The 23,370-nt window shown below is 70.7% G+C and carries 22 protein-coding genes and 1 pseudogene; 11 read left to right on the top strand and 12 right to left on the bottom strand.

The genetic code is table 11. From position 1 onward, the window contains the following. Nucleotides 1-9 precede the first annotated feature (9 nt). Genes AWC19_RS10180 through AWC19_RS10165 form a run of 4 tightly spaced genes read right to left on the bottom strand, consistent with a single transcriptional unit; the run spans nucleotide 10 to nucleotide 3,058 of the window. Entirely contained in the window at nucleotides 10-759 is a 750-nt protein-coding gene (locus AWC19_RS10180; protein WP_085077931.1) for an adenosylcobinamide-GDP ribazoletransferase, read from the bottom strand. Beyond that, entirely contained in the window at nucleotides 756-1,811 is a 1,056-nt protein-coding gene (cobT, locus tag AWC19_RS10175) for a nicotinate-nucleotide--dimethylbenzimidazole phosphoribosyltransferase (RefSeq protein WP_169718101.1), read from the bottom strand. Before cobT ends, AWC19_RS10180 begins: the two co-directional genes overlap by 4 nt. Then, nucleotides 1,808-2,344 carry a bifunctional adenosylcobinamide kinase/adenosylcobinamide-phosphate guanylyltransferase gene (locus tag AWC19_RS10170; protein WP_085077929.1) on the bottom strand — a complete coding sequence of 179 codons (537 nt, stop codon included), beginning with the start codon at nucleotides 2,342-2,344 and terminating at the stop codon, nucleotides 1,808-1,810. The genes cobT and AWC19_RS10170 overlap by 4 nt, the downstream gene beginning before the upstream one ends. Nucleotides 2,345-2,371: 27 nt before the next feature. After that, a complete protein-coding gene (locus AWC19_RS10165; protein ID WP_085077928.1) occupies nucleotides 2,372-3,058 on the bottom strand; it encodes a DUF3043 domain-containing protein in 687 nt (228 codons plus the stop codon). 185 nt (nucleotides 3,059-3,243) lie between these two features. Here AWC19_RS10165 and AWC19_RS10160 point away from each other — a divergent pair, with 185 nt between their 5' ends. Together AWC19_RS10160 and AWC19_RS10155 are read left to right on the top strand one after the other, a co-directional pair. Continuing rightward, complete coding sequence (locus AWC19_RS10160) at nucleotides 3,244-4,320, top strand: glycerate kinase family protein (RefSeq protein WP_085077967.1); 1,077 nt, start codon at nucleotides 3,244-3,246, stop codon at nucleotides 4,318-4,320. 68 nt (nucleotides 4,321-4,388) lie between these two features. Then, the gene (locus AWC19_RS10155) at nucleotides 4,389-4,745 is read left to right on the top strand and encodes an iron-sulfur cluster assembly accessory protein (protein WP_068232292.1); all 357 of its coding nucleotides are present in this window, start codon (nucleotides 4,389-4,391) and stop codon (nucleotides 4,743-4,745) included. Nucleotides 4,746-4,772: 27 nt separating this feature from the next. Here the strand turns inward: AWC19_RS10155 and AWC19_RS10150 are convergent, their stop codons facing one another. Continuing rightward, a complete protein-coding gene (locus tag AWC19_RS10150; protein ID WP_085077927.1) occupies nucleotides 4,773-5,420 on the bottom strand; it encodes an Rv0361 family membrane protein in 648 nt (215 codons plus the stop codon). A 133-nt stretch (nucleotides 5,421-5,553) separates the two neighbouring features. Between AWC19_RS10150 and AWC19_RS10145 the strand changes: the two genes are divergently transcribed. Continuing rightward, on the top strand, nucleotides 5,554-6,528 hold the full coding sequence (locus tag AWC19_RS10145) for a carbohydrate kinase family protein (RefSeq protein ID WP_085077926.1): 975 nt from the start codon (nucleotides 5,554-5,556) through the stop codon (nucleotides 6,526-6,528). Between the two features lie 87 nt (nucleotides 6,529-6,615). Here the strand turns inward: AWC19_RS10145 and asnB are convergent, their stop codons facing one another. Continuing rightward, nucleotides 6,616-8,574: an asparagine synthase (glutamine-hydrolyzing) gene (gene asnB, locus AWC19_RS10140; protein WP_085077925.1), complete on the bottom strand. Its 1,959-nt coding sequence runs from the start codon at nucleotides 8,572-8,574 to the stop codon at nucleotides 6,616-6,618. A 180-nt stretch (nucleotides 8,575-8,754) separates the two neighbouring features. Here asnB and ctaC point away from each other — a divergent pair, with 180 nt between their 5' ends. The 4 genes from ctaC to AWC19_RS10120 all read left to right on the top strand — a co-directional run bounded on the left by ctaC (nucleotide 8,755) and on the right by AWC19_RS10120 (nucleotide 11,869). Then, nucleotides 8,755-9,822, top strand: coding sequence for an aa3-type cytochrome oxidase subunit II (gene ctaC, locus AWC19_RS10135; RefSeq protein WP_443677528.1), 1,068 nt, complete (start codon nucleotides 8,755-8,757; stop codon nucleotides 9,820-9,822). 8 nt (nucleotides 9,823-9,830) lie between these two features. Next, nucleotides 9,831-10,250: a cytochrome c oxidase subunit 4 gene (locus AWC19_RS10130; RefSeq protein ID WP_085077923.1), complete on the top strand. Its 420-nt coding sequence runs from the start codon at nucleotides 9,831-9,833 to the stop codon at nucleotides 10,248-10,250. Between the two features lie 183 nt (nucleotides 10,251-10,433). Further along, nucleotides 10,434-11,225, top strand: coding sequence for an MmpS family transport accessory protein (locus AWC19_RS10125; protein WP_085077922.1), 792 nt, complete (start codon nucleotides 10,434-10,436; stop codon nucleotides 11,223-11,225). Then, nucleotides 11,225-11,869: a DUF2561 family protein gene (locus tag AWC19_RS10120; RefSeq protein WP_085077921.1), complete on the top strand. Its 645-nt coding sequence runs from the start codon at nucleotides 11,225-11,227 to the stop codon at nucleotides 11,867-11,869. The genes AWC19_RS10125 and AWC19_RS10120 overlap by 1 nt, the downstream gene beginning before the upstream one ends. A 9-nt stretch (nucleotides 11,870-11,878) precedes the next feature. Here the strand turns inward: AWC19_RS10120 and AWC19_RS10115 are convergent, their stop codons facing one another. After that, nucleotides 11,879-12,112: a hypothetical protein gene (locus AWC19_RS10115; RefSeq protein ID WP_085077920.1), complete on the bottom strand. Its 234-nt coding sequence runs from the start codon at nucleotides 12,110-12,112 to the stop codon at nucleotides 11,879-11,881. 262 nt (nucleotides 12,113-12,374) lie between these two features. Between AWC19_RS10115 and AWC19_RS10110 the strand changes: the two genes are divergently transcribed. Next, nucleotides 12,375-14,009, top strand: a complete 1,635-nt coding sequence (locus tag AWC19_RS10110) for a fatty acyl-AMP ligase (RefSeq protein ID WP_085077919.1) — start codon at nucleotides 12,375-12,377, stop codon at nucleotides 14,007-14,009. A 4-nt stretch (nucleotides 14,010-14,013) separates the two neighbouring features. Here AWC19_RS10110 and qcrB read toward each other — a convergent pair whose 3' ends face one another. From qcrB to ctaE, 4 genes are read right to left on the bottom strand one after another with little or no spacing between them, the layout of a single operon-like run. Then, entirely contained in the window at nucleotides 14,014-15,717 is a 1,704-nt protein-coding gene (gene qcrB, locus AWC19_RS10105; RefSeq protein WP_085077918.1) for a cytochrome bc1 complex cytochrome b subunit, read from the bottom strand. Continuing rightward, entirely contained in the window at nucleotides 15,714-16,922 is a 1,209-nt protein-coding gene (gene qcrA / locus AWC19_RS10100) for a cytochrome bc1 complex Rieske iron-sulfur subunit (protein WP_211284898.1), read from the bottom strand. The genes qcrB and qcrA overlap by 4 nt, the downstream gene beginning before the upstream one ends. Nucleotides 16,923-16,927: 5 nt before the next feature. Continuing rightward, the gene (gene qcrC, locus AWC19_RS10095) at nucleotides 16,928-17,782 is read right to left on the bottom strand and encodes a cytochrome bc1 complex diheme cytochrome c subunit (RefSeq protein WP_085077917.1); all 855 of its coding nucleotides are present in this window, start codon (nucleotides 17,780-17,782) and stop codon (nucleotides 16,928-16,930) included. Nucleotides 17,783-17,819: 37 nt separating this feature from the next. Next, complete coding sequence (ctaE, locus tag AWC19_RS10090; protein WP_085077916.1) at nucleotides 17,820-18,431, bottom strand: aa3-type cytochrome oxidase subunit III; 612 nt, start codon at nucleotides 18,429-18,431, stop codon at nucleotides 17,820-17,822. A gap of 95 nt (nucleotides 18,432-18,526) precedes the next feature. Here ctaE and trpD point away from each other — a divergent pair, with 95 nt between their 5' ends. After that, the gene (trpD, locus tag AWC19_RS30500) at nucleotides 18,527-19,660 is read left to right on the top strand and encodes an anthranilate phosphoribosyltransferase (protein WP_142281105.1); all 1,134 of its coding nucleotides are present in this window, start codon (nucleotides 18,527-18,529) and stop codon (nucleotides 19,658-19,660) included. Here the strand turns inward: trpD and AWC19_RS10080 are convergent. Continuing rightward, nucleotides 19,598-21,454 (bottom strand): annotated as a pseudogene (locus AWC19_RS10080) (DEDD exonuclease domain-containing protein); the annotation flags it as partial. The gene trpD and the pseudogene AWC19_RS10080 sit on opposite strands and share 63 nt — an antisense overlap. Before the next feature lie 137 nt (nucleotides 21,455-21,591). Between AWC19_RS10080 and AWC19_RS10075 the strand changes: the two are divergent. After that, nucleotides 21,592-21,867: a hypothetical protein gene (locus tag AWC19_RS10075; RefSeq protein ID WP_085077914.1), complete on the top strand. Its 276-nt coding sequence runs from the start codon at nucleotides 21,592-21,594 to the stop codon at nucleotides 21,865-21,867. A gap of 218 nt (nucleotides 21,868-22,085) precedes the next feature. Next, a complete protein-coding gene (gene ripC, locus AWC19_RS10070) occupies nucleotides 22,086-23,222 on the top strand; it encodes a peptidoglycan hydrolase RipC (RefSeq protein ID WP_425436897.1) in 1,137 nt (378 codons plus the stop codon). Nucleotides 23,223-23,370: the final 148 nt, after the last annotated feature.

The raw sequence follows: 23,370 nt of genomic DNA, 5'->3' as shown, positions 1-23,370 counted from the left end.
GGGCCGGCCTTAGAACCGCATCAGCGCCGCGAGCGCAACGGCGCCGACCGTCGTCGTCAGCTCGATCGCGGCGCCCAGCACGTCGCCGGTGATGCCGCCGAACCGGCGCACGCAGTGCCGGACCAGCGCGGCGGCGCAGCCCAGAGCGGCGAGCATCGCGACCGGTCCCTGCCACGGCCGCGGGCCGGCGAGCACCGAAACGGCCACCAGCGCCACCACCCAGGCCGCGACCACGGGCGCGGGCTGGCTGCCGGCGACCCGGGCGCCCAGCGCGCTGCCGTCGGCCGCCGGCACCGACCGGCGGCAGGCCAGCACCGCGGCGACCCGACCGGCGAACACCGCGACGGCGATCCCGGCGAGCCCCGCCGTCCCGAGCGCCGACAACGCCAGCCCCTGCAGCGCGATCACCAGCACGACCGCGGCCACGCCGAACGGTCCGGTCGACCCGTCGCGCATCACCGCGAGCGCGCGCTGCGGCGACCCGTAACAGCCCAGCCCGTCGGCCGTATCCGCCACGCCGTCGATGTGCAGCCCGCGGGTCGCCAGCAGCAGCGCCGCCACGGCCAGGAACCCCGGCAGGGGGCTCGACGAACCGAAGGCCAAGGCGCCGCCCCACGTAGCCGCCGCGGCCAACGCGCCCAGCGCGGCGCCCACCACCGGCAGCGCGGCCATCGCGCCGCGCCCCATCGGCGAGGCCGCCGCACCCGGAACGGGCAGGACCGTTTCGAATGCGAAAGCCGTTGCCACCGAACGGATCACGGCGGTGACGCAGACGGGCCGGCCACCCCGGCTTCGCCGAAGGTGGCCATCGTCGACAGCGCCGCCACCGCGGCCCGCAGCACCGGCAGCGCCACCGCCGCGCCGGTTCCCTCGCCCAGCCGCATGCGCAGGTCGAGGATCGGGTCCAGCTCGAGCGCGGCCAGGGCCAGCGCGTGGGCCGGCTCGGTGGACCGGTGACCGGCCTGCCACCACTGCCGGGCGCCCGGCGCCAGCCGGTCGGCCACCAGCGCGGCGGCCGTCACCGCCAGCCCGTCGAGAAGCAGCGGCGTGCGCCGCACGGCGGCCTGCGCGCAAAAGCCGGCCATCGCGGCCAGGTCCGCGCCGCCGCAGCTGCGCAGCAGCGCGACGGGGTCGGGCAGCGCGGCGCGCGACCGAAACAGGGCGTCGCGCACCGCGGCGGTCTTGCGCGCCCATCCCGCGTCGTCGATCCCGGTGCCGAGGCCGACCACCGAGACTGGCTCGGCGTTCGTCAGCGCCGCCACCAAAACCGCTGCCGGCGTGGTGTTTCCGATGCCCATGTCGCCGGCGATGAGCAGGTCGGCGCCGGCGTCGACCTCCTCGTCGGCGATGGCGCGGCCCGCGGCGATCGCGGCGACGGTCTCGCCGTCGGTCAGCGCGTCCCGCGTCGCGATGTTGCCGCTGCCGCGGCGGACCTTGTGGGCGCCGATCCGAGGCGAGGCCGCGTCGCCGTCGACCGCCAGATCCGCGACCCGCACCGTCGCGCCGGCGACGTCGGCCAGCGCGTTGATCGCCGCCCCACCGGCGTCGATGTTGGCGACCATCTGGGCCGTCACCTCCGGCGGGTAGGCCGACACCCCCGACCGCGCGACCCCGTGGTCGCCCGCGAAGACCACCACCCGCGCGCGCTCGGATTGCCGTGGTGGGCAACGGCCTTGGCACGACGCGGCCCACACCGAAAGATCCTCCAGGCGGCCCAGCGCGCCCCGCGGTTTGGTCAGCGTGTCCTGGCGGGCCCGGGCGGCCGCGGCGGCGTCCGCGTCGGGCGGCGTCACTGGCGGGAATTCCATCAGCGGCCCGGCGGCTTGATCGGCACCGGCTGTCCGGCGACCACCAGCACCACCCGGTCGCAGACCGCGGCGACCCGCTGGTTCAACTCGCCCAGCTCGTCGGCGAACCGGCGCCCGGACGCGGTGGCCGGGAGCACCGCCAGCCCGACCTCCGGGCTGACCAGCACCAGCGTGGAGCCGAATTCGCGCACGGCCGCCAGCATGTCGTCGACGGGGCCGGCCACCGATCCGCCGTCCCAGGCGTGGTTGCGATCCAGCGTGGCGGTCAGCCAGCCGCCGAGGTCGTCGATCAGCGTCGGAATACCCGGTGACTCGCGCAATTGCGTTGCGATGTCGCATGTTTCGACGGTCGACCAATGCTCGGGCCGCCTGCCTCGGTGCCGCGCGACCCGGTCCGCCCAGGCGGCGTCGCCGCCGCCGGCCGGGCCGGGGGCCAGGTAGCGGACCGGCTCTCCGGGTGGCAGCGACTCGGCGATGGCTTCCTCGGCCCACCGCGACTTGCCCGACCGGATCCCGCCCAGCACCAGGGTGCGCACCGGACTCAGGCGGCCTTCGGGCGCCGCTTAGCCGACACTGCTGCCGCGTTCGACCTGCGGTCGCGGGGCCCGCATCCGGCGTATCTGCGAAGCCCGGCCCGCCGCGTAAAGGCCTAGCTTCCAACGGCTTTCGGTATTGTCCGGGAATTTCGCGTCGACCAGCCTGCTCACCTTGCGGCCCAAAACCAGGCCGTCGGCGCCCATCACCACCATCAGCACCAGCATTGCCGGGGAGGCATACAACTGCAGCTGCGGGACCGCGAACATGCCGAACATCAGCGCCAGCGTCGCCGGCATGAACAAGCCCAGCACGTTGCGCCGGGAATCCACCACGTCGCGCACGTAGCGCCGGATCGGACCCTGGTCGCGCGGCAGCAGGTACGCCTCCTCGCCGGCCATCATGCGGTCCCGGCGATCGGTCATCCGGGCGCGGTTGGCGGCCCGCTCGGCTCGCCGCTCCGCGCGGCTGAGCTTGGGACCCGCCAGCGATTTGCGCCGGGCCCGCGCCTCGGCCGCCGTCATCGGCGCCGGCGCGACCGGGCCCTTCTTGGCGTTGCGCCGGGCCTCGCTGCGCTTGGGGGTGGGCCGGCCCTTGGGGCCGGTCCGGGCGGACCCGCGAGCCGCGGTGTCCGGGAATTCGGCGGCCTCGACAACCGCAGGCGTCGCCCCTTCGGGGTCGTCTTCGCGGCCCTTTCTGCGGCCCATCAGCTTCACAGTGGTCAGGTTACTTCCCGGATGAGGCGCGCCGTCAGGCCCCCGCGCTGCGGTGTTATCGGTCATGTGCCAGCGTTTGGATTGGCCCTAGGCTTGACTGTGATGAATGGCTACCTGTGATGGACGACGGCACGATGGCCGCGGATGACGCTGGCCTCGCACCCGGCCGTCTGCGGTTGCCGGCCATGCAGGTTTTGGTGGCCCCGGATTGCTACGGGGACAGTTTGTCGGCCGTGGAAGCGGCCGCCGTCATCGCGACGGGCTGGAATCGGTCGCGCCCGGGCGACCGGTTCACCGTGGCCCCGCAGTCCGACGGCGGCCCGGGCTTCGTCGAGGTGCTGGCCAGCCGCCTGGGCAAGAAGCGGCGCTCGCGGGTGCGTGGGCCGCTGGACACCACGGTCACCGCGGAGTGGGTGTTCGACCGGGCCTCGGCGACGGCGTTTCTGGAGGTCGCGCAGGCCTGCGGGCTGACCCTGCTCGACGGCCCGCCGACCCCGGAAACCGCGCTGGCGGCCCACAGCAGGGGGGTGGGGCAGCTGATCGCCGACGCGCTGCAGGCCGGGGCGAAGCGGATCGTCGTCGGGCTGGGCGGCAGCGCCTGCACCGACGGCGGGCAGGGCATGATCGGCGAGCTCGGCGGCTTCGACGCCGCCCGCCGCAAACTGACCAACGTGGACCTGGTCGCCGCCTCGGACACCGAATATCCGCTGGTGGGGCCGTGGGGCGCGGCGCGCGTGTTCGGGCCGCAGAAGGGCGCGGACACCGCCACCGTCGCGGCGTTAGAGGTCCGGCTGGAGGCGTGGGCGCTGGAACTCGAGGCGGCGGCCGGGCGCGACGTCAGCTCGGAGCCGGGCGCGGCCGCGGCCGGGGGCATCGGGGCCGGCCTGCTCGCGCTGGGCGGCCGCTTTGAGCTGGGGGCGGCCATCATCGCCGAGTACACCCGGTTGGCCGACGACCTCGAGGTCGCGGACATGATCGTCACCGGCGAGGGCAAGTTCGACGAACAGTCCCTGCACGGCAAGGTGGTCGGCTTTCTCGCCGACTCGGCCCGCCCGCTGGGAATCCCGGTGATCGTGCTGGCCGGGCAGGTGGGACTGGAGAGTTCGGCGGTGCGTTCGTCGGGCATCATGTCGGCCCTGTCCATCGCCGACTACGCGGGTTCGGTGCGATTGGCCCAGGCCGACGCGGCGAATCAGCTCATGGGTTTGGCGTCCGAGGTGGCGGCGCGACTCGGGAATAGCGGCCCGGCGAGGTACCGTTGAGGCAGTGGGCCTTTCCCGAGTGGAACCCCGTGGATGCGTGCCCGACCGAGAGCCATGTAGGAGAAGCAATGACGGTGCAGAACGAGTCGACCGCCAAGACCCACGGCGTGATCCTGACCGAAGCCGCCGCTGCCAAGGCCAAGTCGCTGCTCGACCAGGAGGGCCGCGACGACCTGGCGCTGCGCATCGCGGTCCAGCCGGGCGGCTGCGCCGGGCTGCGTTACAACCTGTTCTTCGACGACCGGACGCTGGACGGCGACCTGACCGCGGAGTTCGGCGGCGTGACCCTCACGGTCGACCGGATGAGCGCCCCCTACGTCGAGGGCGCGTCCATCGACTTCGTCGACACGATCGAGAAGCAGGGCTTCACGATCGACAACCCGAACGCCACGGGCTCCTGCGCCTGCGGCGACTCGTTCAACTGATCCCGGTCTGACCCGCGGCCCGGCGGCTCAGTAGGAGCCGCCGGTGCGCAGCACGTACGAGCACACCGTCACCTGGCCTCGCTGGAACAGCAGCTGGGCGACGCCCTGCACGTCGCCGTGGGCCGGGCCGCCGGTCGCCGGCGTGACCCGCATGGTGAACAGCGCCTGGACCTGATACTGCGACAGGTAGACGATCTTGTCGATCGAGGTCAGCTGGACCGCCGAGAACTGCTTGCGGAACGCGTCGCTGCTCATCTTGGCCAGCGCCTGGTCGGACCGCCTGTCGCGCACCCCGTCGTAGAGCCCGCACAGCGCGTTGCGGGCGATGACGTCGACGTCGCGATGCTCGAGCGCGTCCAGGTAGTCCTGGATCGCCGTCTTCACGGTGGCCTCCGAGAGGGAGGTTCCGGTATTGGCGCCGTTGGTGCGCACCCCGTACACGATCGCCACCGTCAGGGCGGCCACCAGCACGACGGCCACCAACAGGCCGATGACCAGCCTCCGCTTGGGCCGCCGCGGGGGGTAGGGCAGCGGCGGTTGCCCGGCATAATTGGGCGGGGCCGCTCCGGCGGGGTCGTTGCGCAACTCGACGCGCAACTCGACCGGCTGGGACCCGGGGTGGGGCGCTGGCCCGTCGGCGCCGACGCTGTGGTCCGGCGTGTGCGGACCGGCCATGTGGTTCTCCTACCGTGGTAGACGGGACCCTGATCCCTTGGCAGGCTAGCGCACGGCGTAGCGCCGACCGCGACGCGACGACGGTCGCGCCCGAGTAAGCTAGATAACCTTACTAACGAAGGGTGGAGATTTCGTGACGATCGCGGTGACAGGTTCGATTGCGACCGACAACCTGATGCGGTTTCCCGGCAAGTTTTCCGAGCAGCTGCTCGCCGAACACCTGCAAAAGGTGTCGCTCAGCTTCCTGGTCGACGACCTGGTGATCCACCGCGGCGGTGTCGCCGGCAACATCGCGTTCGCCATCGGCGTGCTCGGCGGGGATGTCGCGCTGATCGGGGCGGCGGGTGACGACTTCGGCGAGTACCGCGAATGGCTGCAGTCCCACGGCGTCAACTGCGACCACGTCCTGATCTCCGAGACCGCGCACACGGCCCGCTTCACCTGCACCACCGACGTGGACATGGCCCAGATCGCGTCGTTCTACCCGGGCGCGATGTCGGAAGCCCGCAACATCAGGCTGGCCGACGTGGTGTCGTCCATCGGCACGCCGGACCTGGTGATCATCGGTGCCAACGACCCGCAGGCCATGGTGGTGCACACCGAGGAGTGCCGGAAGCTGGGTCTGCCGTTCGCCGCCGACCCGTCCCAGCAGCTGGCCCGGCTCTCCGGGGACGAGATCCGCCAGCTCATCGACGGCGCCAAGTACCTGTTCACCAATGACTACGAGTGGGACCTGATGCTGTCCAAGACCGGCTGGACCGAGGCCGACGTGATGGCCCAGATCGAGCTGCGGGTCACCACGCTGGGCCCCAAGGGCGTGGACATCGTCGAGCCCGACGGCACCACCACCCACGTCGACGTGGTGCCCGAGACCAGCCAGGTCGACCCGACCGGCGTCGGTGACGCGTTCCGCGCCGGGTTCCTCACCGGGCGCAGCGCCGGCCTCAGCCTGGAGCGGTCCGCGCAGCTGGGGTCGCTGGTGGCCGTGCTGGTGCTGGAGTCGACCGGGACGCAGGAATGGGTTTGGGACCACGAGGTCGCCAAGTCGCGGCTGGCCGGCGCCTACGGCGACGACGCGGCCGCCGAGATCGCCGCGGTGCTCGCCTGACGTCTCGACACATCTCGCGGGCGTAACCACGCTGCGAAACGCGGCTCGCTTTGTCGCGGTGCCGTCACGCTCGCGCGCCGGGAGCCCTCAGAGCTGCACGGGGTAGTGCGGCTCGCGGATCTGCGGCACCACGGTGTGCTCGACGAAGATCGCGTGCCACAGCATGAAGATCAGCACCGTCCACAGCCGGCGGCTGTGATCGCTGACGCCGTTGCGGTGCTCGTCGAGCATCCGGCGCACGGCCCGCAGGTCGATTAGGTGCCCCGCCTGCGACGAGGCCGTCAGCGCGTACGCCCACTCCAGCAGCTCGCCGGCGCGCAGCCAGTGCCGGATCGGCACCGGAAACCCGAGCTTGGGCCGGTGCAGCACGTGCGCCGGAACGATCGGCTCCAGCGCGCGGCGCAGCGCGTATTTGGTGGTGGTCCGTGTGATCTTCGCCTCCACCGGCAGCCGCGACGCCACGGCGAACACCTCGGGATCTAAGAACGGCACCCGCAGCTCCAGCGAGTTGGCCATCGTCATCTTGTCGGCCTTGACCAGGATGTCGCCGCGCAGCCAGGTGAACAGGTCGACGTGCTGCATGCGCGCCACCGGGTCCCAGCCTCTCGACTCGGCGTACACCGGCGCGGTGACGTCGGTGTGGGTCCAGTCGTCGCGGAACCCGGGCAGCACGTCGCGCAGCTGCGCGTCGGAAAAGCTGCGGGCGTTGCCGTAGTAGCGCTCCTCGAGCGTCAGCGACCCGCGGTGCAGCAGGCTCTTGCCGCGCATGCCCTCCGGCAGCGGCCTGGACACCTTGCCGACCGAGCGCCGCAGCGGCCGCGGCAGGTAGTCGAAAGGCTTGAGCGACAACGGTTCCCGATAGATCGCGTAGCCGCCGAACAGCTCGTCGGCGCCCTCGCCGGAGAGCACCACCTTGACGTGCTTGCGCGCCTCGCGGGCCACGAAGAACAGCGGCACCAGCGCGGGGTCGGCGACCGGTTCGTCGAGATACCAGACGATCTCGGGCAGCGCGACGACGAACTCGTCGGGGGTGACTACCTTGGCGATGTGGCGGGCACCGATCGCCTCCGCGGAGGCCACCGCGACGTCGATCTCGGAGAATCCCTCGCGCTCGAAGCCGGTGGTGAAGGTGATCAGCCGGGGGTTGTGCCGGATGGCCAGCGCCGCGATGGCGGTGGAGTCGATGCCGCCGGACAAAAACGCCCCCACGGTGACGTCGGCGCGCATGTGCTTGGCCACCGAATCCTCGAGCACCGCGGTGATCTCGTCGTAGCGGGCCCGCTCGGTGCCGCGGGTGATCGGCGTGGCGGCGAACCGCGGCACGAAGTAGCGGGTGGTCTCGGGCCGCTGCCCGGGCCGGATGCGGGCGTAGCAGCCCGACTCCAGCCGGCGCACCCCGCGGTGCAGGGTTTCGGGCTCCGGCACGTACTGCAGCACGGTGTAGTGCTGCACCGCGCGGCCGTCGATCTCGGTGTCGAACCCGATCAGTTCGGCCAGATCCATCAGGCATTTCTTCTCGCTGGCCACGGCCGTGCCGCCGGTGCCGGTGGCCATGAACAGCGGCTTGATGCCGAAAGGGTCACGGGCGCAAAGCAATTCACGAGTTTCGGTGTCCCACAGCGCGAAGGCGAACATGCCGCGCAGCCGCGACAACACGCCGGTGCCCCAGAAGTGGTAGCCGGCGACGATCGGCTCGCCGTCGCCCTCGGTGGCGAAGACGGCGCCGTGCCGGGCGGCCAGCTCGTCGCGCAGCTCGAGGTAGTTGTAGATCTCGCCGTTGAAGACCAGCACGTAGCGGTCGGGTGCGTCGGGCGGCCCCCACCGCAGCGGCTGATGCGAATGCGCGATGTCGATGATGGATAGCCGGTTGAAGCCGAACACCACGCTGCCCGCGGCCCCGTCGGCGCCCGGGTCCGACCAGGTGCCCGGCTCGTCGGGCCCGCGGTGGCGCATCAGGTGCGAGGCGCGGGCGACGGCACCAGCCGCCGCGTCGGCCTGACCGCCGGCACCGCCCGGGGCGGCGACGAACGCCAGCAGACCACACACGGCGCCCCAGTATGCCCCACTCGCGCCGCGGGCGGCGGCTGACCGGCCGGGGTTTCGTCGCCGGGCCGAGCGGCGTGGTCTACGCTGCGTAGTATTCGAATCCAAGCAGGAGGCGCCACCGTGTCACCTCGCGAGCAGGTCCGTTCGCAACGTTTGTCGCAGGGCAGGTCTCGGCAGCCTGTGGCTCGCCGCTTCCGGGGCACTCGGCCGGGCCTTCGGCGCCGGCTTTCCCGTCGGCTGCGGCCGCTGGCGCTGGCCGCGACGCTGGGCCTGCTGGCGGTCACCCTGAGCGGATGCAGCTGGACGCAGGTGCTGGGCATGGGCTGGCCCGACGGCATCACCCCGCAGGCGCACTGGAACCGGGAGCTGTGGATCGGGTCGGTAATCGCCGCCCTGTTCGTCGGCGTCATCGTGTGGGGCCTGATCTTCTGGTCCTCGGCGTTTCACCGCAAGAAGGCCACCGACACCGAACTGCCCCGGCAGTTCGGCTACAACATGCCCCTGGAACTCGTGCTCACGGTGACGCCGTTCCTGATCATCTCGGTGCTGTTCTACTTCACCGTGGTGGTGCAGGAGAAGATGCTGCACCTGGCCAAGGACCCCGAGGTGGTCGTCGACGTCACCTCCTTCCAGTGGAACTGGAAGTTCGGCTACCAAAAGGTCAACTTCAAGGACGGCACGCTGACGTACGACGGCGCCGACCAGGCGCGCAAACAGGCCGTGGTCTCCAAGCCCGAGGGCAAGGACGAGCACGGCGAGGAGCGCGTCGGCCCGGTGCATGGGATCAACATCGCCGACCGCAGCTACCTGAACTACGACAAGGTCGAGATCCTCGGGACCCCGCAGGAGATCCCGGTGCTGGTGCTGCCGGCGGGCAAGCGCATCGAGTTCCAGCTGGCTTCGGCCGACGTCGTGCACACGTTCTGGGTGCCGGAATTCCTGTTCAAGCGTGACGTGATGCCCCACCCGCGGGCCAACAACTCCGTCAACGTCTTCCAGGTCGACGAGATCACCAAGACCGGCGCTTTCGTCGGTCACTGCGCCGAGTTCTGCGGCACCTATCACGCGATGATGAACTTCGAGGTTCGGGTGGTGCCGGCCAACGACTTCAAGGCGTATCTGCAGCAGCGGATCGCGGGCAAGACCAACGCCGAGGCGTTGCAGGCGATCGCGCAGTCCCCGCTCGCGGTGACGACCCACCCGTTCGACACGCGCCGCGGCGAAGCGAACACGAGCCCAGTAGGTTAGGACCCGCAATGCATATCGAAGCGAGGCTGTTCGAATTCATCGCCGCGTTCTTCTTTTTGGCGGCGCTGCTGTACGGGGTGCTGACGGCGCTGTACGCCACCGGCGGCGAGGAGTGGGCGGGCACCACCGCGCTGACGCTGACCGGTGGGCTGGCGTTCATCACGGCGACCTTCTTCCGGTTCGTGGCGCGCCGGCTCGACACCCGCCCCGAGGACTACGAAGGGGCCGAGATCAGCGACGGCGCAGGCGAATTGGGGTTCTTCGCGCCGCACAGCTGGTGGCCCATCCTGGTCGCGCTGGCCGGCTCGGTGGCGGCGACCGGCATCGCGCTGTGGCTGCCGTGGTTGATCACCGCCGGGGTGGTGTTCATCCTCGCGTCTGCGGCCGGATTGGTCTTCGAGTACTACGTCGGCCCCGAGAAGCACTGATTTGCGACCCGAAGGTCACAATCAGGGCATCAGTTGATCGCCGGCCCGTTTGCCGAGACTTCTTCGCGCTAGTCGGTTCGGTAGGGTTTGCCCAAGCACTATGAGAAGTTCCCAAGCGCGCGCGCAACGGTCTAGCCGCGAAGCCCCGCGCGCTGGTGATGCAGTTGGACAGGGCAGGCAAAGATGAGCGGGCCGATTCCTCCGGGGCCAGAACCTGAAGAACACCGTCCCGCCGGCGACCTCACCCATGAACCGGACGCCGGCGGTCGCTCCGGCGACGCCCCGGAACCCGAGGCGATCGAATCCCACGACGAGCTGGAGCCTTTCGACGACGGCGCCGGGATCGCGGGGGCCGACCAGACGGGCCCGACGGACGCCTACTCGCGGGCCTACTCGGCCCCGGAGTCCGAGCACTTTATCAGCGGCCCCTACGTGCCGGCCGACCTTCGGCTCTACGAGTACGACGACTACGACGACGCCGCCGAGGACGACGAACACCGTGCCCCGCGCTGGCCCTGGGTCGTGGGCATCGCCGCCATCGTGGCCGCGATCGCGCTGGTGGTTTCGGTGTCGCTGCTGGTGACCCGCACCAATACCAGCAAGCTGGCCAACCCGGCCACGACCACCACGCCGTCGACGCCGCCCATCCAAGACGAGATCACGACGACCAAACCGCCGCCCCCGCCGACCAGCACGCCGGCCGGCCCGCGGCAGGTCACCTACTCGGTGACCGGCACCAAGGCGCCCGGCGACATCATCTCGGTGACCTACGTCGACGCCTCGGGGCGCCGCCGCACGCAGCACAACGTGTACATCCCGTGGTCGATGACCGTCACGCCGATCTCGCAGTCCGACGTGGGCTCGGTCGAGGCGTCCAGCCTGTTCCGGGTGAGCAGGCTCAACTGCTCGATCACCACCAGCGACGGGACGGTGCTGTCGTCGAACACCAACGACGCGCCGCAGACGAGCTGCTGATGGTCAGCAGCAGATATTCGGCCTACCGGCGCGGGTCCGACACCGTCCCCCCGGACGTCATCGACCGCATCCTGCTCGGGGCGTGCGCCGCGATCTGGCTGGTGCTGCTGGGCGTCAGCGTGGCCGCCGCCGTCGCGCTGGCGGAGCTGGGCAGCGGCTTTCACAAGATGGCCACTAGCAACCACACGCCGTGGGTGCTCTACGCCGTCATCATCGTGTCCGCGCTGATCATCGCCGGGGCGATACCGGTGCTGCTGCGGGCCCGGCGCATGGGCCTGACCGACCCGGCCGCGCGATCGACGGGGGCGTCACGCGCGGACCGGCCGCCGGTGCGGCTGATGTCGCCCGCCCCGCGCACCGCGGCCGAGCGGGCGCGGCAGCCCCGGGTGCAGGCGGCGCGGCCGACCGCGGAGGAGTGGTCGGGTACGGCCGTGGACCGGGTTTGGTTGCGTGGCACCGTGATCCTGACGGGCACGATGGGCGCGGCGCTGATCGCGGCCGCGGCGGCGACCTACCTGATGGCCGTCGGGCACGACGGCGCCTCCTGGGTCGGCTACGGCCTGGCCGCGGCCGTCACCTTGGGCATGCCGGTGGTGGAGTGGCTGCACGTGCGCCAGCTGCGCCGGCTCGCCGACGCCCGCTAGCCGGGCTGCTCAGGACGCTTTGGCGTATCGGCGCACCATCTCGTCCTCGCCGAACGTGCTGGTGCGCTGGCGGCCGTTGCCGTCGCTGCTGAAGAAGGTCCACTGCCGCGGAGTGGTCTGCGGCCCGCTGATCAGTTTGACCGTGAGGCGCAGTTCGGTGGGGCGCGGCGTGCCGATGACGTCACCGACCCGGATCTGCGATGGATGAATCTGCGGTGCGTCGCACCAGTTCTGTATGACCACTTCACCTGTCCTCACGTTGTCTCGGTAACCCTACCTGCGATTCAGGTTTCGCGCCGACGACTGCGGAAATACCTTTGGACATGCCTTGGACACGCTTTCGTGATTCGGTGCGGCGCAACGGCTATGTTGCGATATCACAACGACGGCTCCGCCGCGGGCGCGCCGTCACGGTGTGCGCCCACCACCGCCGTAGCGTCGCGGCGTCACCTCATATGTCCCGAGATGGCCAACGGTTTGTGCACACCTGACGTAGGAGGCGGCGGTGAGCAGGTTCATCGATTCGATGCTCGGCAGCGCGGAGTCCAGCGCGCGCGGTTTGGTCACCGGTGACCCCGGGGCGCCGGTCCGGTCGACGTGGGCTGAGGTCCATCGGCGGGCCCGCCGGGTGGCCGGGGGATTGGCCGGGCTGGGCGTCGGCCCGGGCGATCGGGTGGGGGTGCTGGCCGGCGCCCCGGTGGAAATCGCGCCGACCGCGCAGGGCGTGTGGCTGCGCGGCGCCTGCCTGACCATGCTGCATCAGCCGACGCCGCGCACCGATCTGCAGGTGTGGGCGCGCGACACCCTGGCGATTATCGCGATGATCGAGGCGACGGTGGTGATCGTGTCCGAGCCGTTCCTGGCCGTCGTGCCGGTGTTGGCCGGGCACGGGGTCGCCGTGGTGACGATCGGCGAGCTGCTGGCCGCGACACCGGTCGGCGTCGTCGACAGCGGCGAGGACGACCTGGCACTGTTGCAGTTGACGTCGGGTTCCACCGATTGTCCCAAGGCAGTGGCGATCAGCCACGCCAACGTGATGGCCAACGCCAAGGCGATGTTCGTCGGCGCCGAATACGACCTGGACACCGACGTGATCGTGAGCTGGCTGCCGCTGTTTCACGACATGGGCATGACCGGATTCCTGACGGTGCCGATGCTGTTCGGCGCCGAGCTGGTCAAGGTCACACCGGTCGACTTTTTGGCCGATATCCTGTTGTGGCCCAAGCTCATCGACAAGTACCGGGGGACGATGACCGCGGCCCCCAATTTCGCGTACGCCTTGCTGGCCAAGCGATTGCGCCGGCACGCCAAGCCCGGCGATTTCGATCTGTCCTCGCTGCGGTGGGCGTTGTCGGGCTCGGAGCAGGTGGAGCCGGCCGACGTGGAGGATTTCTGCGCGGCGGGCGCCCCGTTCGGGCTGCGTCCCGAGGCGATCCTGCCCGCCTACGGGATGGCCGAAACCACTGTGGCGGTGTCGTTTTCGCAATGCGGCCGGGGACTGGTGGTCGACGAGGTGGACGCCGACATGCTCGCGGTGCTGCGCCGGGCGGTCCCCGCCACCACCGGCAACGTCCGCCGGCTGGCCTCCCTCGGGCCGCCGCTCGACGGCATCGAGGCCCGCATCGTCGACGAGGACGGCGCTATCGAGCCGACCCGGGGCGTGGGGCTTATCGAGGTGCGCGGCGATTCGGTCACGTCCGGCTACGTCACGGTCGGCGGTTTCGTGCACGCCCAGGACGACCAGGGCTGGTTTTCCACCGGGGACCTGGGATATCTCACCGAGCAGGGGCACGTCGTGGTCTGCGGCCGCGCCAAGGACGTCATCATCGTGGCCGGACGCAACATCTATCCCACGGACGTGGAGCGCGCCGCCGGGCGGGTCGCCGGGGTGCGCGCGGGATGCGTGGCGGCGGTGCGGCTCGACGCCGGTCATTCCCGCGAATCCTTCGCCGTCGCGGTGGAATCCAACCACGTCGACAACCCGGCCCAGGTGCGCCGCATCCGGCGCCAGGTGGCCCACGAGGTGGTCACCGAGGTCGCGGCGCGGCCCCGCAACGTGGTGGTGCTGGCCCCGGGCGCCATCCCGAAGACGCCGTCGGGCAAGCTGCGCCGCGCCTACGCGCTGTCGCTGGTCAGCTGACCGGCTAGTGCTCGCCGTTCGGCGAACCGGCGCCGTGTTCGCCGTTCGAGCCGACGATGCTGTCCTGGTATTCGCGCAGCGCGGTCAGGGCGCGTTGCTCACCGGCGTGCGCCGCCTCGCGCAGCGCCGCGTCCTCCGACGCCGGGTCGGCGGACAGGAAGCTGCCCGAACCCGGGGTGCCGGCCAAGCCCAGCTTGTTCATCCGCTTGGGCACCGCCGCGCCCTCGTATTCCAGCGGAATCGGGTGACCGTGGCTGTCGACGGGCCCCAGCGGCTGGTGCAGCTCGATGTAGGCGCCGTGCGGCAGCCGCTTGATGATGCCGGTCTCGATGCCGTGCTCGAGCACCTCCCGGTCGCTGCGCTGCAGCCCGATGCACCACCGGTAGGTGATGAAGTAGACCAGCGGCGGCAGGATCACCATCCCGATGCGCCCGATCCACGTCGTCGCGTTCAGCGAGATGTGGAACTTCAGCGCGATGATGTCGTTCATCGCGCTCAGCGTGAGCACCATGTAGAACGCGATCGCCATCGCGCCGATCGAGGTGCGCACGGGCACGTCCCGCGGGCGCTGCAGCAAATTGTGGTGCGCGTAATCCCCGGAGAACCGCTTCTCCAAAAACGGGTAGACGATCAGCAGCACGAAGATCAGGCCCATGATCAGGGCCACCCAGACCGCGGCCGGAATGGTGTGGTGCCAGAAGTAGAACTCCCAGGGCGGCCAGATGCGGGCCAGGCCCTCGGTCCACATCATGTAGAAGTCCGGCTGCGAGCCCGCCGAGACGTGAGATGGCTTGTAGGGGCCCAGGTTCCAGATCGGGTTGATCTGGAGCAGCCCGCCCATCAGGCCCAGCAAGCCGACGATGGCCGCGAAGAACGCGCCGGACTTGACGGCGAAGATCGGCATCACCCGCACCCCGACGACGTTGTGCTCGGTGCGGCCCGGGCCCGGGAACTGGGTGTGCTTCTGGAACCACACCATCGCCAGGTGCAGGCCGATGAGGGCGAGGATGATGCCCGGCAGCAGCAAAATGTGCAGGGCGTACATGCGCGGGATGATCGCGCCGACCGCCGCGCATTCGTTGCCGACGCCGCCGCACGGGAAGTCGCCGCCGAACAGGGCCCAGTGCAGCCACGTGCCGATCACCGGCATGCCCAGCGTGATCGAGGAGAGCGCCGCCCGCAGCCCGATGCCCGACAACAGGTCGTCGGGCAGCGAGTAGCCGAAGTAGCCCTCGAACATGGCCAGGATCAGCAGCAGCGAACCGATGACCCAGTTGGTCTCACGGGGCCGCCGGAACGCGCCGGTGAAGAAGATACGGGCCAGGTGCACCATGATCGACGCGGCGAAAAGCAGTGCGGCCCAGTGGTGTACCTGGCGGACGAACAGGCCGCCACGCACCTCGAACGAGATGTCCAGGGTGGAGGCGAAGGCCTTGGACATGTCGACGCCGCGCAGCGGCTGGTACGCGCCGTTGTAGGTGACCTCGGCCATCGAGGGGTCGAAGAACAGCGTCAGATACACGCCCGTGAGCAGCAGCACGACGAAGCTGTACATCGCGATCTCGCCGAGCAAAAACGACCAGTGGGTGGGGAACACCTTGTTGAGCTGTCTGCGGACGGCCGCCGACGGGTGATACCGGGTGTCGACGTCCTCGCCTTGGCGGGCCAGGACGTCACCGATCTTCGGGGGACTCAGTTTTGGACTCATGTTGTCGTCCTCTCCCAAAATGCGGGTCCGACGGGTTCGACGAAGTCACCGTTGGCGACCAGATAACCCTCGCGGTCGATCGTGATGGGCAGCTGCGCCAACGCGCGCGCCGCCGGGCCGAAGATCGGCTTGGCGAAGTGCAGCGCGTCGAACTGCGACTGGTGGCACGGGCACAGGATGCGGTAGGTCTGCTCCTCGTACAGCGAAGCCGGGCAGCCCAAATGCGAGCACACCTTGGTGTAGGCGAACAGCTCGCCCCAGTTGAAGCTCTCCTGGCCCTGGCGCTTGACCACCCGGGGCATGTCGCTGGGCCGGATCCTGATGAGCATGACGGGGTTGCGGACGCCCTGGTTGATCGCGCGCAGCTTTTCCTGCGATTCGGGGGTGGTGCCGTCACCGTCGGACTCCCGCCACGGGAACACGGTCTCCATGCCGCCGGCGTCGATGTCCTCGGGGCGCATCTTGACGAACGGCGAGGCGCCGGCCGAGCCGGTGGCGCGCGCCAAATAAATGGTCTCGCCCTTGTAACGCGGCGTCCAACCGGACGTCCACAGCACGGCCTTCTTGCCGTCGGCGGTGGGCACCACCGGCTTCCACGGGTTCTTGATCAGGCCGCCGGCGAACGCGACGAGGGTGCCGAGGCCGAACGCGCCCAGCCCCATGCCCAGCGACAACCCGATCAGCCTGCGCCGGCCGACCGTCGAGCCCTGGTACGCGTCGGCGAGGTTTGCCACCACCGTCTTGCGGTCGATCTCGCGCGAGGCGCCGTCGTGCCGCTCCTGGATCGAAATCTCTTCGGGGATGAATCGCTTCTGGAACAGGATCGCGCCGATGGCGATGCACAGGATCGACATCCCGAACGTCAGGCCGTACAGCGGGGTGGCCAGGTCGTACAGGAAGCTGCCGGCAGCCTCCTTGGGTTTGTACTCCCACGGCCAGAACAAAAAGACCACCAGCAGCGCCAAGCCGAACAGGCCGCCCAGCACGAGCCACGCCGCGACGCCGCGCTCCGCCCGCTTTTCGGCCTTGGTGCCCTCCACCGGCCAGCGCGGCTCCTTGACGATCGTCTCGACGCCGTCGAGCCTGCCGCCCAGCGCCACCAGTTCCTGCTGAGACATGGCGGCCAGCGCCGCCTCGTCGGGCTCCCGGCCCACGGCGGTGCCCTTGTCGGTGTCAGAGCCGCGCACGTCTTGCTTGTCGGACAAGTCGCTCATGATGCTCGCGCCCCAATCCACAGTGCCAACCCGATGGCGGCGACCATGCCGATGATCCAGGCGGCCATGCCCTCGGGTGCGGGTCCGAAGCCACCGAGGCCGTAGCCGCCGGGCTGGCGCTCCTCGGTGACGGTCTTGACGTAGCCGATGATGTCCTTCTTGGCTTCGAAGGACAGCTGGTGGTCGGAAAACTTCGGCATGCTCTGCGGGCCGGTGAGCATCGCGGTCAGGATTTGCTGCTCGTTGGCCGGCCCCAAGTCCGGGGCGTACTTGCCCGACGACAGCGCGCCGCCCTTGCCGGTGAAGTTGTGGCACGACGAGCAGTTGAGGCGGAACAGGTCGCCGCCGCGGCCCACGTCCTCGCCCCGCAGCGAGCGCATCGCGAGGCTGCCGTCGGGGTTGCGCACCACGGTGGGTCCGCCGCCGTTGGCCTGGACGTAGGCGCCGATGGCGTCGATCTGGGACTCGTCGAAGATCGGCTCCTTGCGCGGCGCCTGCGCCTCGCCGCGCATCGCGGGCATCCGGCCGGTGGACACCTGGAAGTAGACGGCCGCCTCGCCGACGCCGATCAGGCTGGGGCCGTGGTCGGGCACCCCTTGCAGGTTGGCGCCGTGGCAGGACACGCACGAGGTGTCGAACAGCTGCTTGCCGGTGCGCAGCAGCGCCGACGACGACTCGTCGGCCACCGCGACCTGCGGCGTGGGGGTCAGCACCGCGGCCAGGCCGCCGGCGACGGTCAGCGCGACGAGCAGCAGCAAGCCGCCGGACAGGCGCCGGCGCAGGCGCCGCCGCGCGCGGTCGTTGCACGCGCCGCGTGGCTTAGCGGATCGGGTAGACCCCAGTTTCTTCAACCGAGCACTCCTGTCCATTCCTGTTCGTTTTGCCGGGTCACCGGATGAAATAGATCACGGTGAACAGCGCGATCCACACGATGTCGACGAAATGCCAGTAGTAGGAGACGACGATGCTGGCCGTCGCCTGCGCCGGGGTGAACTTGCTCATCGCGGTGCGGGCCAGCAGGAAGATGAACGCGATCAGCCCGCCCGTGACGTGCAGCCCGTGGAAGCCGGTGGCCAGGTAGAACACCGTGCCGTAGGCGCTGCCCGGGATGGTCGTGCCGTGCGACACCAGGTGGTAGTACTCGTAACCCTGGCCGAGGATGAAGAACAGGCCCATCAGGAACGTGATCACGTACCAGCGGCGCAGCCCGAAGACGTCGCCGCGTTCGGCAGCAAACACGCCCATCTGGCAGGTGAACGACGACGCGATCAGCACCAGCGTCACCGGGACGGCCTGATAGAGGTTCAGCTCGGTCGGCGGCGGCGGCCACTTCCCGCCGGCCTGCGCCCGCGCGGTGAAGTACATCGCGAACAGGCCAGCAAAGAACATGAGCTCGCTGGAAAGCCACACGATCGTGCCGACGCTGACCATGTTCGGCCGGTTCAGCGAATGAACTCGCGACGTGATCGCAGTACCCGAGGTCCCCACAGCGCTGGTCACATCCGCAAGTATGACGCTTTGTAGTTGACGAACTCTACCCGGGTCGCGAATTGGCGTTTTCCGCGTCGCCGGCCGGCCGCTGCCGCCCCGGCCCGATGGTCTCGTGGCAACGGTTGGGGGCGCGCCGATCCTCGTGGGACCATCGGCGCGTGTCCGCGTCACCAGAAGCCACGCCCCCCGGCCCCGCCCCGTCGTGGCGGCAGGTCCTAAGCCGGTTGACGGGCGGTCAGCCGCTGGCGCGGGGACAGGCCGCGTGGGCCATGGACCAGATCATGGCCGGCGACGCCAGCGCGGCCCAGATCGCCGCCTTCGCGCTGGCGATGACGATGAAGCGTCCCACCGCGGCCGAGGTCAGCGAGTTGGCCGACGTCATGCTCAGCCACGCGCGCCCGATGCCGACGGGCGCGGTCCCCGACGACGCCGTCGACATCGTCGGCACCGGCGGCGACGGCGTCAACACCGTCAACCTGTCCACCATGGCCTCGATCGTGGTCGCCGCGGCGGGGGTGCCGGTGGTCAAGCACGGCAACCGGGCGTCGTCGTCGCTGTCCGGGGGCGCCGACACCCTGGAGGCCCTCGGGGTGCGCATCGACATGGCACCCGACCAGGTGGCGCGCAGCATCGGCGAGGTCGGGATCGGGTTCTGCTTCGCGCCGCTGTTTCACCCGTCGTACCGGCACACGTCCGGGGTGCGCCGCGATATCGGGGTGCCGACGGTCTTCAATCTCCTTGGGCCGCTTACCAATCCGGCCAGGCCGCGGGCGGGTTTGATCGGCTGCGCGTTCGCCGACCTCGCCGAGGTGATGGCCGGGGTGTTCGCCGCGCGCCGGTCCAGCGTGCTCGTGGTGCACGGCGACGACGGGCTCGACGAGCTGACGACCACCACCACGAGCACGATCTGGCGCGTGCAGGCAGGCACCGTGGACCGGCTGACGTTCGACCCGGCCGGGTTCGGCTTCGCCCGCGCCGAGCTGCCCGAGCTGCTGGGCGGCGACGCGCAGACCAACGCCGCGGAGGTGCGTGCCGTGCTGTCCGGCGCCAGGGGCCCGGTCCGCGACGCCGTCGTGCTCAACGCCGCCGGGGCGATGGTCGCCCACGCCGGGCTATCCAGCCGCGCCGAATGGCTCCCGGCGTGGGAGGAGGGGTTGCGGCGCGCCTGCGCGGCCATCGACTCCGGGGCGGCCGAACAGCTGCTCGCGCGATGGGTGCGGTTCGGCGAGGCGCTCTGAGTCGACCTGCTCGCCGGCCGCCCGCGCCGAGCGGGCCAGCGCCGCCCACGCCGCGAACGCGCCGGCCGACCGCAGCGGGGAGGCCCACCCGGCGTCGTCTCCTCCTTGGTCCACGCCGGTCACCCGGACGATGCGCACCCCGGGGCCGGCCAGCCAGCGCGCGATGAGCGCGGTCTCCTCGACCAGCGCGCCGCCCAGCGGGGCGGCCGTGCGCAGGATCGTCTGTGCCCCAGCCTGAATCGCGTCGACGACCGGCATCGGCGGCACCCCGCGTTTGGCCGTGCCGGCCGCGGCGAGCTGGCCGTGGCGCACGACCGCGAGGTGGTAGCCGCCGGCGCCGTCCGGCTTGGCGGCGATCAGCTCGGGCAGCGCGGCCAGCGCCCGCAGCCGCTGCCCGCGCCACAGCGCCTCGATGGCCGTCGCGGTGTGGTCTCGCAGCCGCGCGGCGCTCTCGTAGAATCGCCGCTCGGCCAGCGCGGCGACCTGCCGCACGGCGGCGTCCAGCGCGCCGCTGTCCAGCCCGTCGATCAGCGCCGCGGCGCGCGCCACCGCCGCCGCGTACTGGGTGGCCGTGGCGTCGCGGGCGGCCGGGCACGGCGACACCTCGGCCGGCGGGCAGGCCGGCCCGTGCAGCGCCGACCGGGCCAGCCGGCCGGTGCACGTCCGCAGCCCGGTGAACCGCGCCAGCAGAACCGCGGTGTCGGTCGCGTCGGTGCGGGACCGAAACGGGCCCACGGCGCGGTCGTGCGGCGGCGCCCGCACCGCCGACAGCCGTGGAAACGCCTCGTCGGTCAGCGCCAGCCACCACCAGCGCTGCGGGAACCGCGACCGGCGGTTGTACGGCGGGGCGTGCGCGGCCAGCATCCGCAGTTCGCGCACGCCGGCCTCCAGCGCGTGCGCGCACTCGACGTGGTCGACCGCGCTGGCGAGCGTCACCATCTCCTTCATCCGGCCACGCGGGTCGGCGCCGGTGAAGTACTGGCCCACCCGCCGCCGCAGGTCCACGGCGGTCCCGACGTAGAGCACCTCCCCGGCCGGCCCGCGGAACAGGTAGACGCCCGGGCGGTGCGGCAGGGCATCGGCGAGCACCTTCTTGCGGCGCTGGGCCGGGGTCACGTTCGGCAGGTACGCGCGCAGGTCGGCGTAGGTGTGTACGCCCTGGTTGCCGACGCGTTCGATGAGGGCGTGCAGCACGTCGACGGTGGCGCGGGCGTCGTCGAGGGCCCGGTGGGTGGGCTGGGCCGCGACCGCGAACAGCCGCGCCAGGGCGGCCAGCCGCACGCTGGGCGCCTCCTCGCGGCTCAGCACGCGGCGGGCCAGCCGCACCGTGCACAGCACCGGCGGTCGCGGCCAAGGGATTTCGCACCGCTCGGCGGCGGCCCGCAGGAATCCGATGTCGAACCCGGCGTTGTGCGCGACGAGGACGGCCCCGCGCGCGAAGTCCAAAAACATCGGCAGCACGGCGTCGATGGTCGGGGCGTCGCAGACCATCGCGGTGGTGATGCCGGTGAGCCGCACGATCTGTGGCGGGATGTCGCGCCGCGGGTCGACGAGGGTGGCGAATTCGCCGAGCACGACGCCGCCGCGGACCTTGACCGCGCCGATCTCGGTGATCGCGTCGGCGACGGCTCCGTCGGCGCCCTTGGCGCGGCCTCCGGTGGTCTCCAGGTCGACGACGACGAAAGTGGTTTCCCGCAAAGGGGTTTCAGCATCGAAGGGGACGGGGCCGGCGGCCGGGTCCCATGGGGTGCCCAGGTCGGCGAAACTCAGCTGAGCCGCACCGCTCGCACCCATGGCGGTGACGTTAGGCACGAGCACCGACAGGGCAGCGGTTCCCACGCCGGGCTTCGCGAAAGAGATGTCGGTGCCCGCGGTTAGCGTGCGGGTAGGCCGACGAAGCGTCGGGAAGCCAGACCGAGAGGACGCCCCTGATGGCAAGCAAAAGCAATGCTCACCCCGGGGCCGGGGCTGGAACCGGGGCCGGAACCGGAGCGCCGGGCCCGGACGCGCCGGTGCTGATCGACTGCGACGACTGCGCGGTGCGGGGTCTGCGATGCCGGGACTGTGTGGTCAGCGTGTTGCTCGGGGTTCCCGAAACGCTGTCGGACGACGAGCGGGCGGCCCTCGAGGTGCTCGCCGACGTCGGGCTGGCGCCGAGGCTGCGGCTGGTCCCGATTCGCCGCGATCGAGGGTCCGGTGTAGCGTAATCGCCTTGTGCGCCAAAACTACTGGGCTCTTAAAGGGCTGCCATCATTCACACGATAATGACAGAAATCTACCCATTTTCTTAACGATGCGCTTTGGACAAACGTTTATATCGTTTCGTAACCTGTTTGAGACCTAAACCAGCTCGACGGCTCTCCGACAGTGTCCTGCGAGTGTTCCGTCTAACGCCGTTTAAGGATGAAATTTGAGGCTCGACTGTATGTACCCGCGTGCGCGTGTTCTCACACGTTCTGCTCTCGGTACGTTAGCGGGCTTGACCGTTTTCGCGGGGCTGTTTGCCACCAATTCACTTGCCGACCCGGCCGATGACGCGCTGGCCAAGCTGAACCAGCTGTCCCGGCAGGCCGAGCAAACCACCGAGGCGATGCACAGCGCGCAGCTCGACCTGAACGACAAGCTGGCGGCCCAGCGCGCGGCGGAAAAGAAGCACTCAGACGACCAGGCCGCGGTGGACGCGGCGCGGGCACGGCTGGCCCAGTTCCAGGCGGCGGTCAACAAGTTGGCCGCCGCGCAGTACATGGGCGGCCGCGTCGACGGCATGTCGGCCATGCTGACCTCGGAATCGCCGCAGGGCCTGATCGACAAGCTGGCCGTGCAGCGGCTGATGGCGAGCCAGATGCGCAACCAGATGGCCAGCTTCCGGGCAGCCGGGGATCAGGCCGCCAAGGCCGAGCAGGCGTCCGCCAAGTCGGCGGCCGACGCCAAGAGCGCCGCCGAGCGGGCCGCCGCGGTCCGCGCGGCGCTGCAGTCCAAGCAGAGCCAGCTGCAGGTGCAGATCGCCGTCGTGAAGTCGCAATACCAGGCCCTTTCGCCGCAGCAGCGCACCGCGCTCGCCGACCCCGGCCCCGTCCCGGCCGCCGCCTCTGGGCCCGGCGCGCCGGCCCCAGACGCCCTGCCGCCCGGAGCGCCGCCGCCCGACGGACAGGTCCCGGGTCAGGCGCCGCCGCCGGGCGGAGTGTTCGCGCCGGGTCCTGGCGGCGTCGGCGGCGGCGACCGCGCGACCGTCGTTCAGGCCGCGTTGACCCAGGTCGGGTCGCCCTACGTGTGGGGTGGTGCCGCACCCGGGGGGTTCGACTGCTCGGGCCTGGTGATGTGGGCCTTCCAGCAGGCCGGGATCTCGCTGCCGCACTCCAGTCAGGCGCAGGCGGTCGGCGGACAGCCGGTGTCGCTGTCGGACCTGCAGCCCGGCGACGTGGTGACGTTCTACAACGACGCGTCACACAGCGGCATCTACGTGGGCGACGGCATGGTGATCCATTCCTCCACCTACGGCCAGCCGGTCCGGGTGGTGCCGATGAATGCCGCGGGCCCGGTCCACGACGCGCGCCGCTACTGAACGCCCGGCGGCGCGGCGGCGCCGCTGGCTCCCGCTGCTGCTGGCCTGGGTTTTCCTTGTCGAATTGATCGTGTCCGCGGCCGCACCGGTGCGCCTGCAGCGGGGCGGCGCCGAGGTCCGCCCGCAGCTGATCGTCGCGCCGCGTCGC

This window comes from Mycobacterium palustre (assembly GCF_002101785.1).
GTDB lineage: Bacteria > Actinomycetota > Actinomycetes > Mycobacteriales > Mycobacteriaceae > Mycobacterium > Mycobacterium palustre.
The sequence above is the reverse complement of the archived record's forward strand: the minus strand, read 5'-3'. Positions and strand labels throughout refer to the sequence as shown.

Coding starts and splice junctions, on each gene's coding strand:
- AWC19_RS10160 (WP_085077967.1), top strand. CDS start 3,244: ATGCAGGTTTTGGTGGCCCCGGATTGCTACGGGGACAGTTTGTCGGCC.
- AWC19_RS10155 (WP_068232292.1), top strand. CDS start 4,389: ATGACGGTGCAGAACGAGTCGACCGCCAAGACCCACGGCGTGATCCTG.
- AWC19_RS10150 (WP_085077927.1), bottom strand. CDS start 5,420: ATGGCCGGTCCGCACACGCCGGACCACAGCGTCGGCGCCGACGGGCCA.
- AWC19_RS10130 (WP_085077923.1), top strand. CDS start 9,831: ATGCATATCGAAGCGAGGCTGTTCGAATTCATCGCCGCGTTCTTCTTT.
- AWC19_RS10125 (WP_085077922.1), top strand. CDS start 10,434: ATGAGCGGGCCGATTCCTCCGGGGCCAGAACCTGAAGAACACCGTCCC.
- AWC19_RS10120 (WP_085077921.1), top strand. CDS start 11,225: ATGGTCAGCAGCAGATATTCGGCCTACCGGCGCGGGTCCGACACCGTC.
- qcrB (WP_085077918.1), bottom strand. CDS start 15,717: ATGAGTCCAAAACTGAGTCCCCCGAAGATCGGTGACGTCCTGGCCCGC.
- trpD (WP_142281105.1), top strand. CDS start 18,527: ATGGTCTCGTGGCAACGGTTGGGGGCGCGCCGATCCTCGTGGGACCAT.
- AWC19_RS10075 (WP_085077914.1), top strand. CDS start 21,592: ATGGCAAGCAAAAGCAATGCTCACCCCGGGGCCGGGGCTGGAACCGGG.
- ripC (WP_425436897.1), top strand. CDS start 22,086: ATGTACCCGCGTGCGCGTGTTCTCACACGTTCTGCTCTCGGTACGTTA.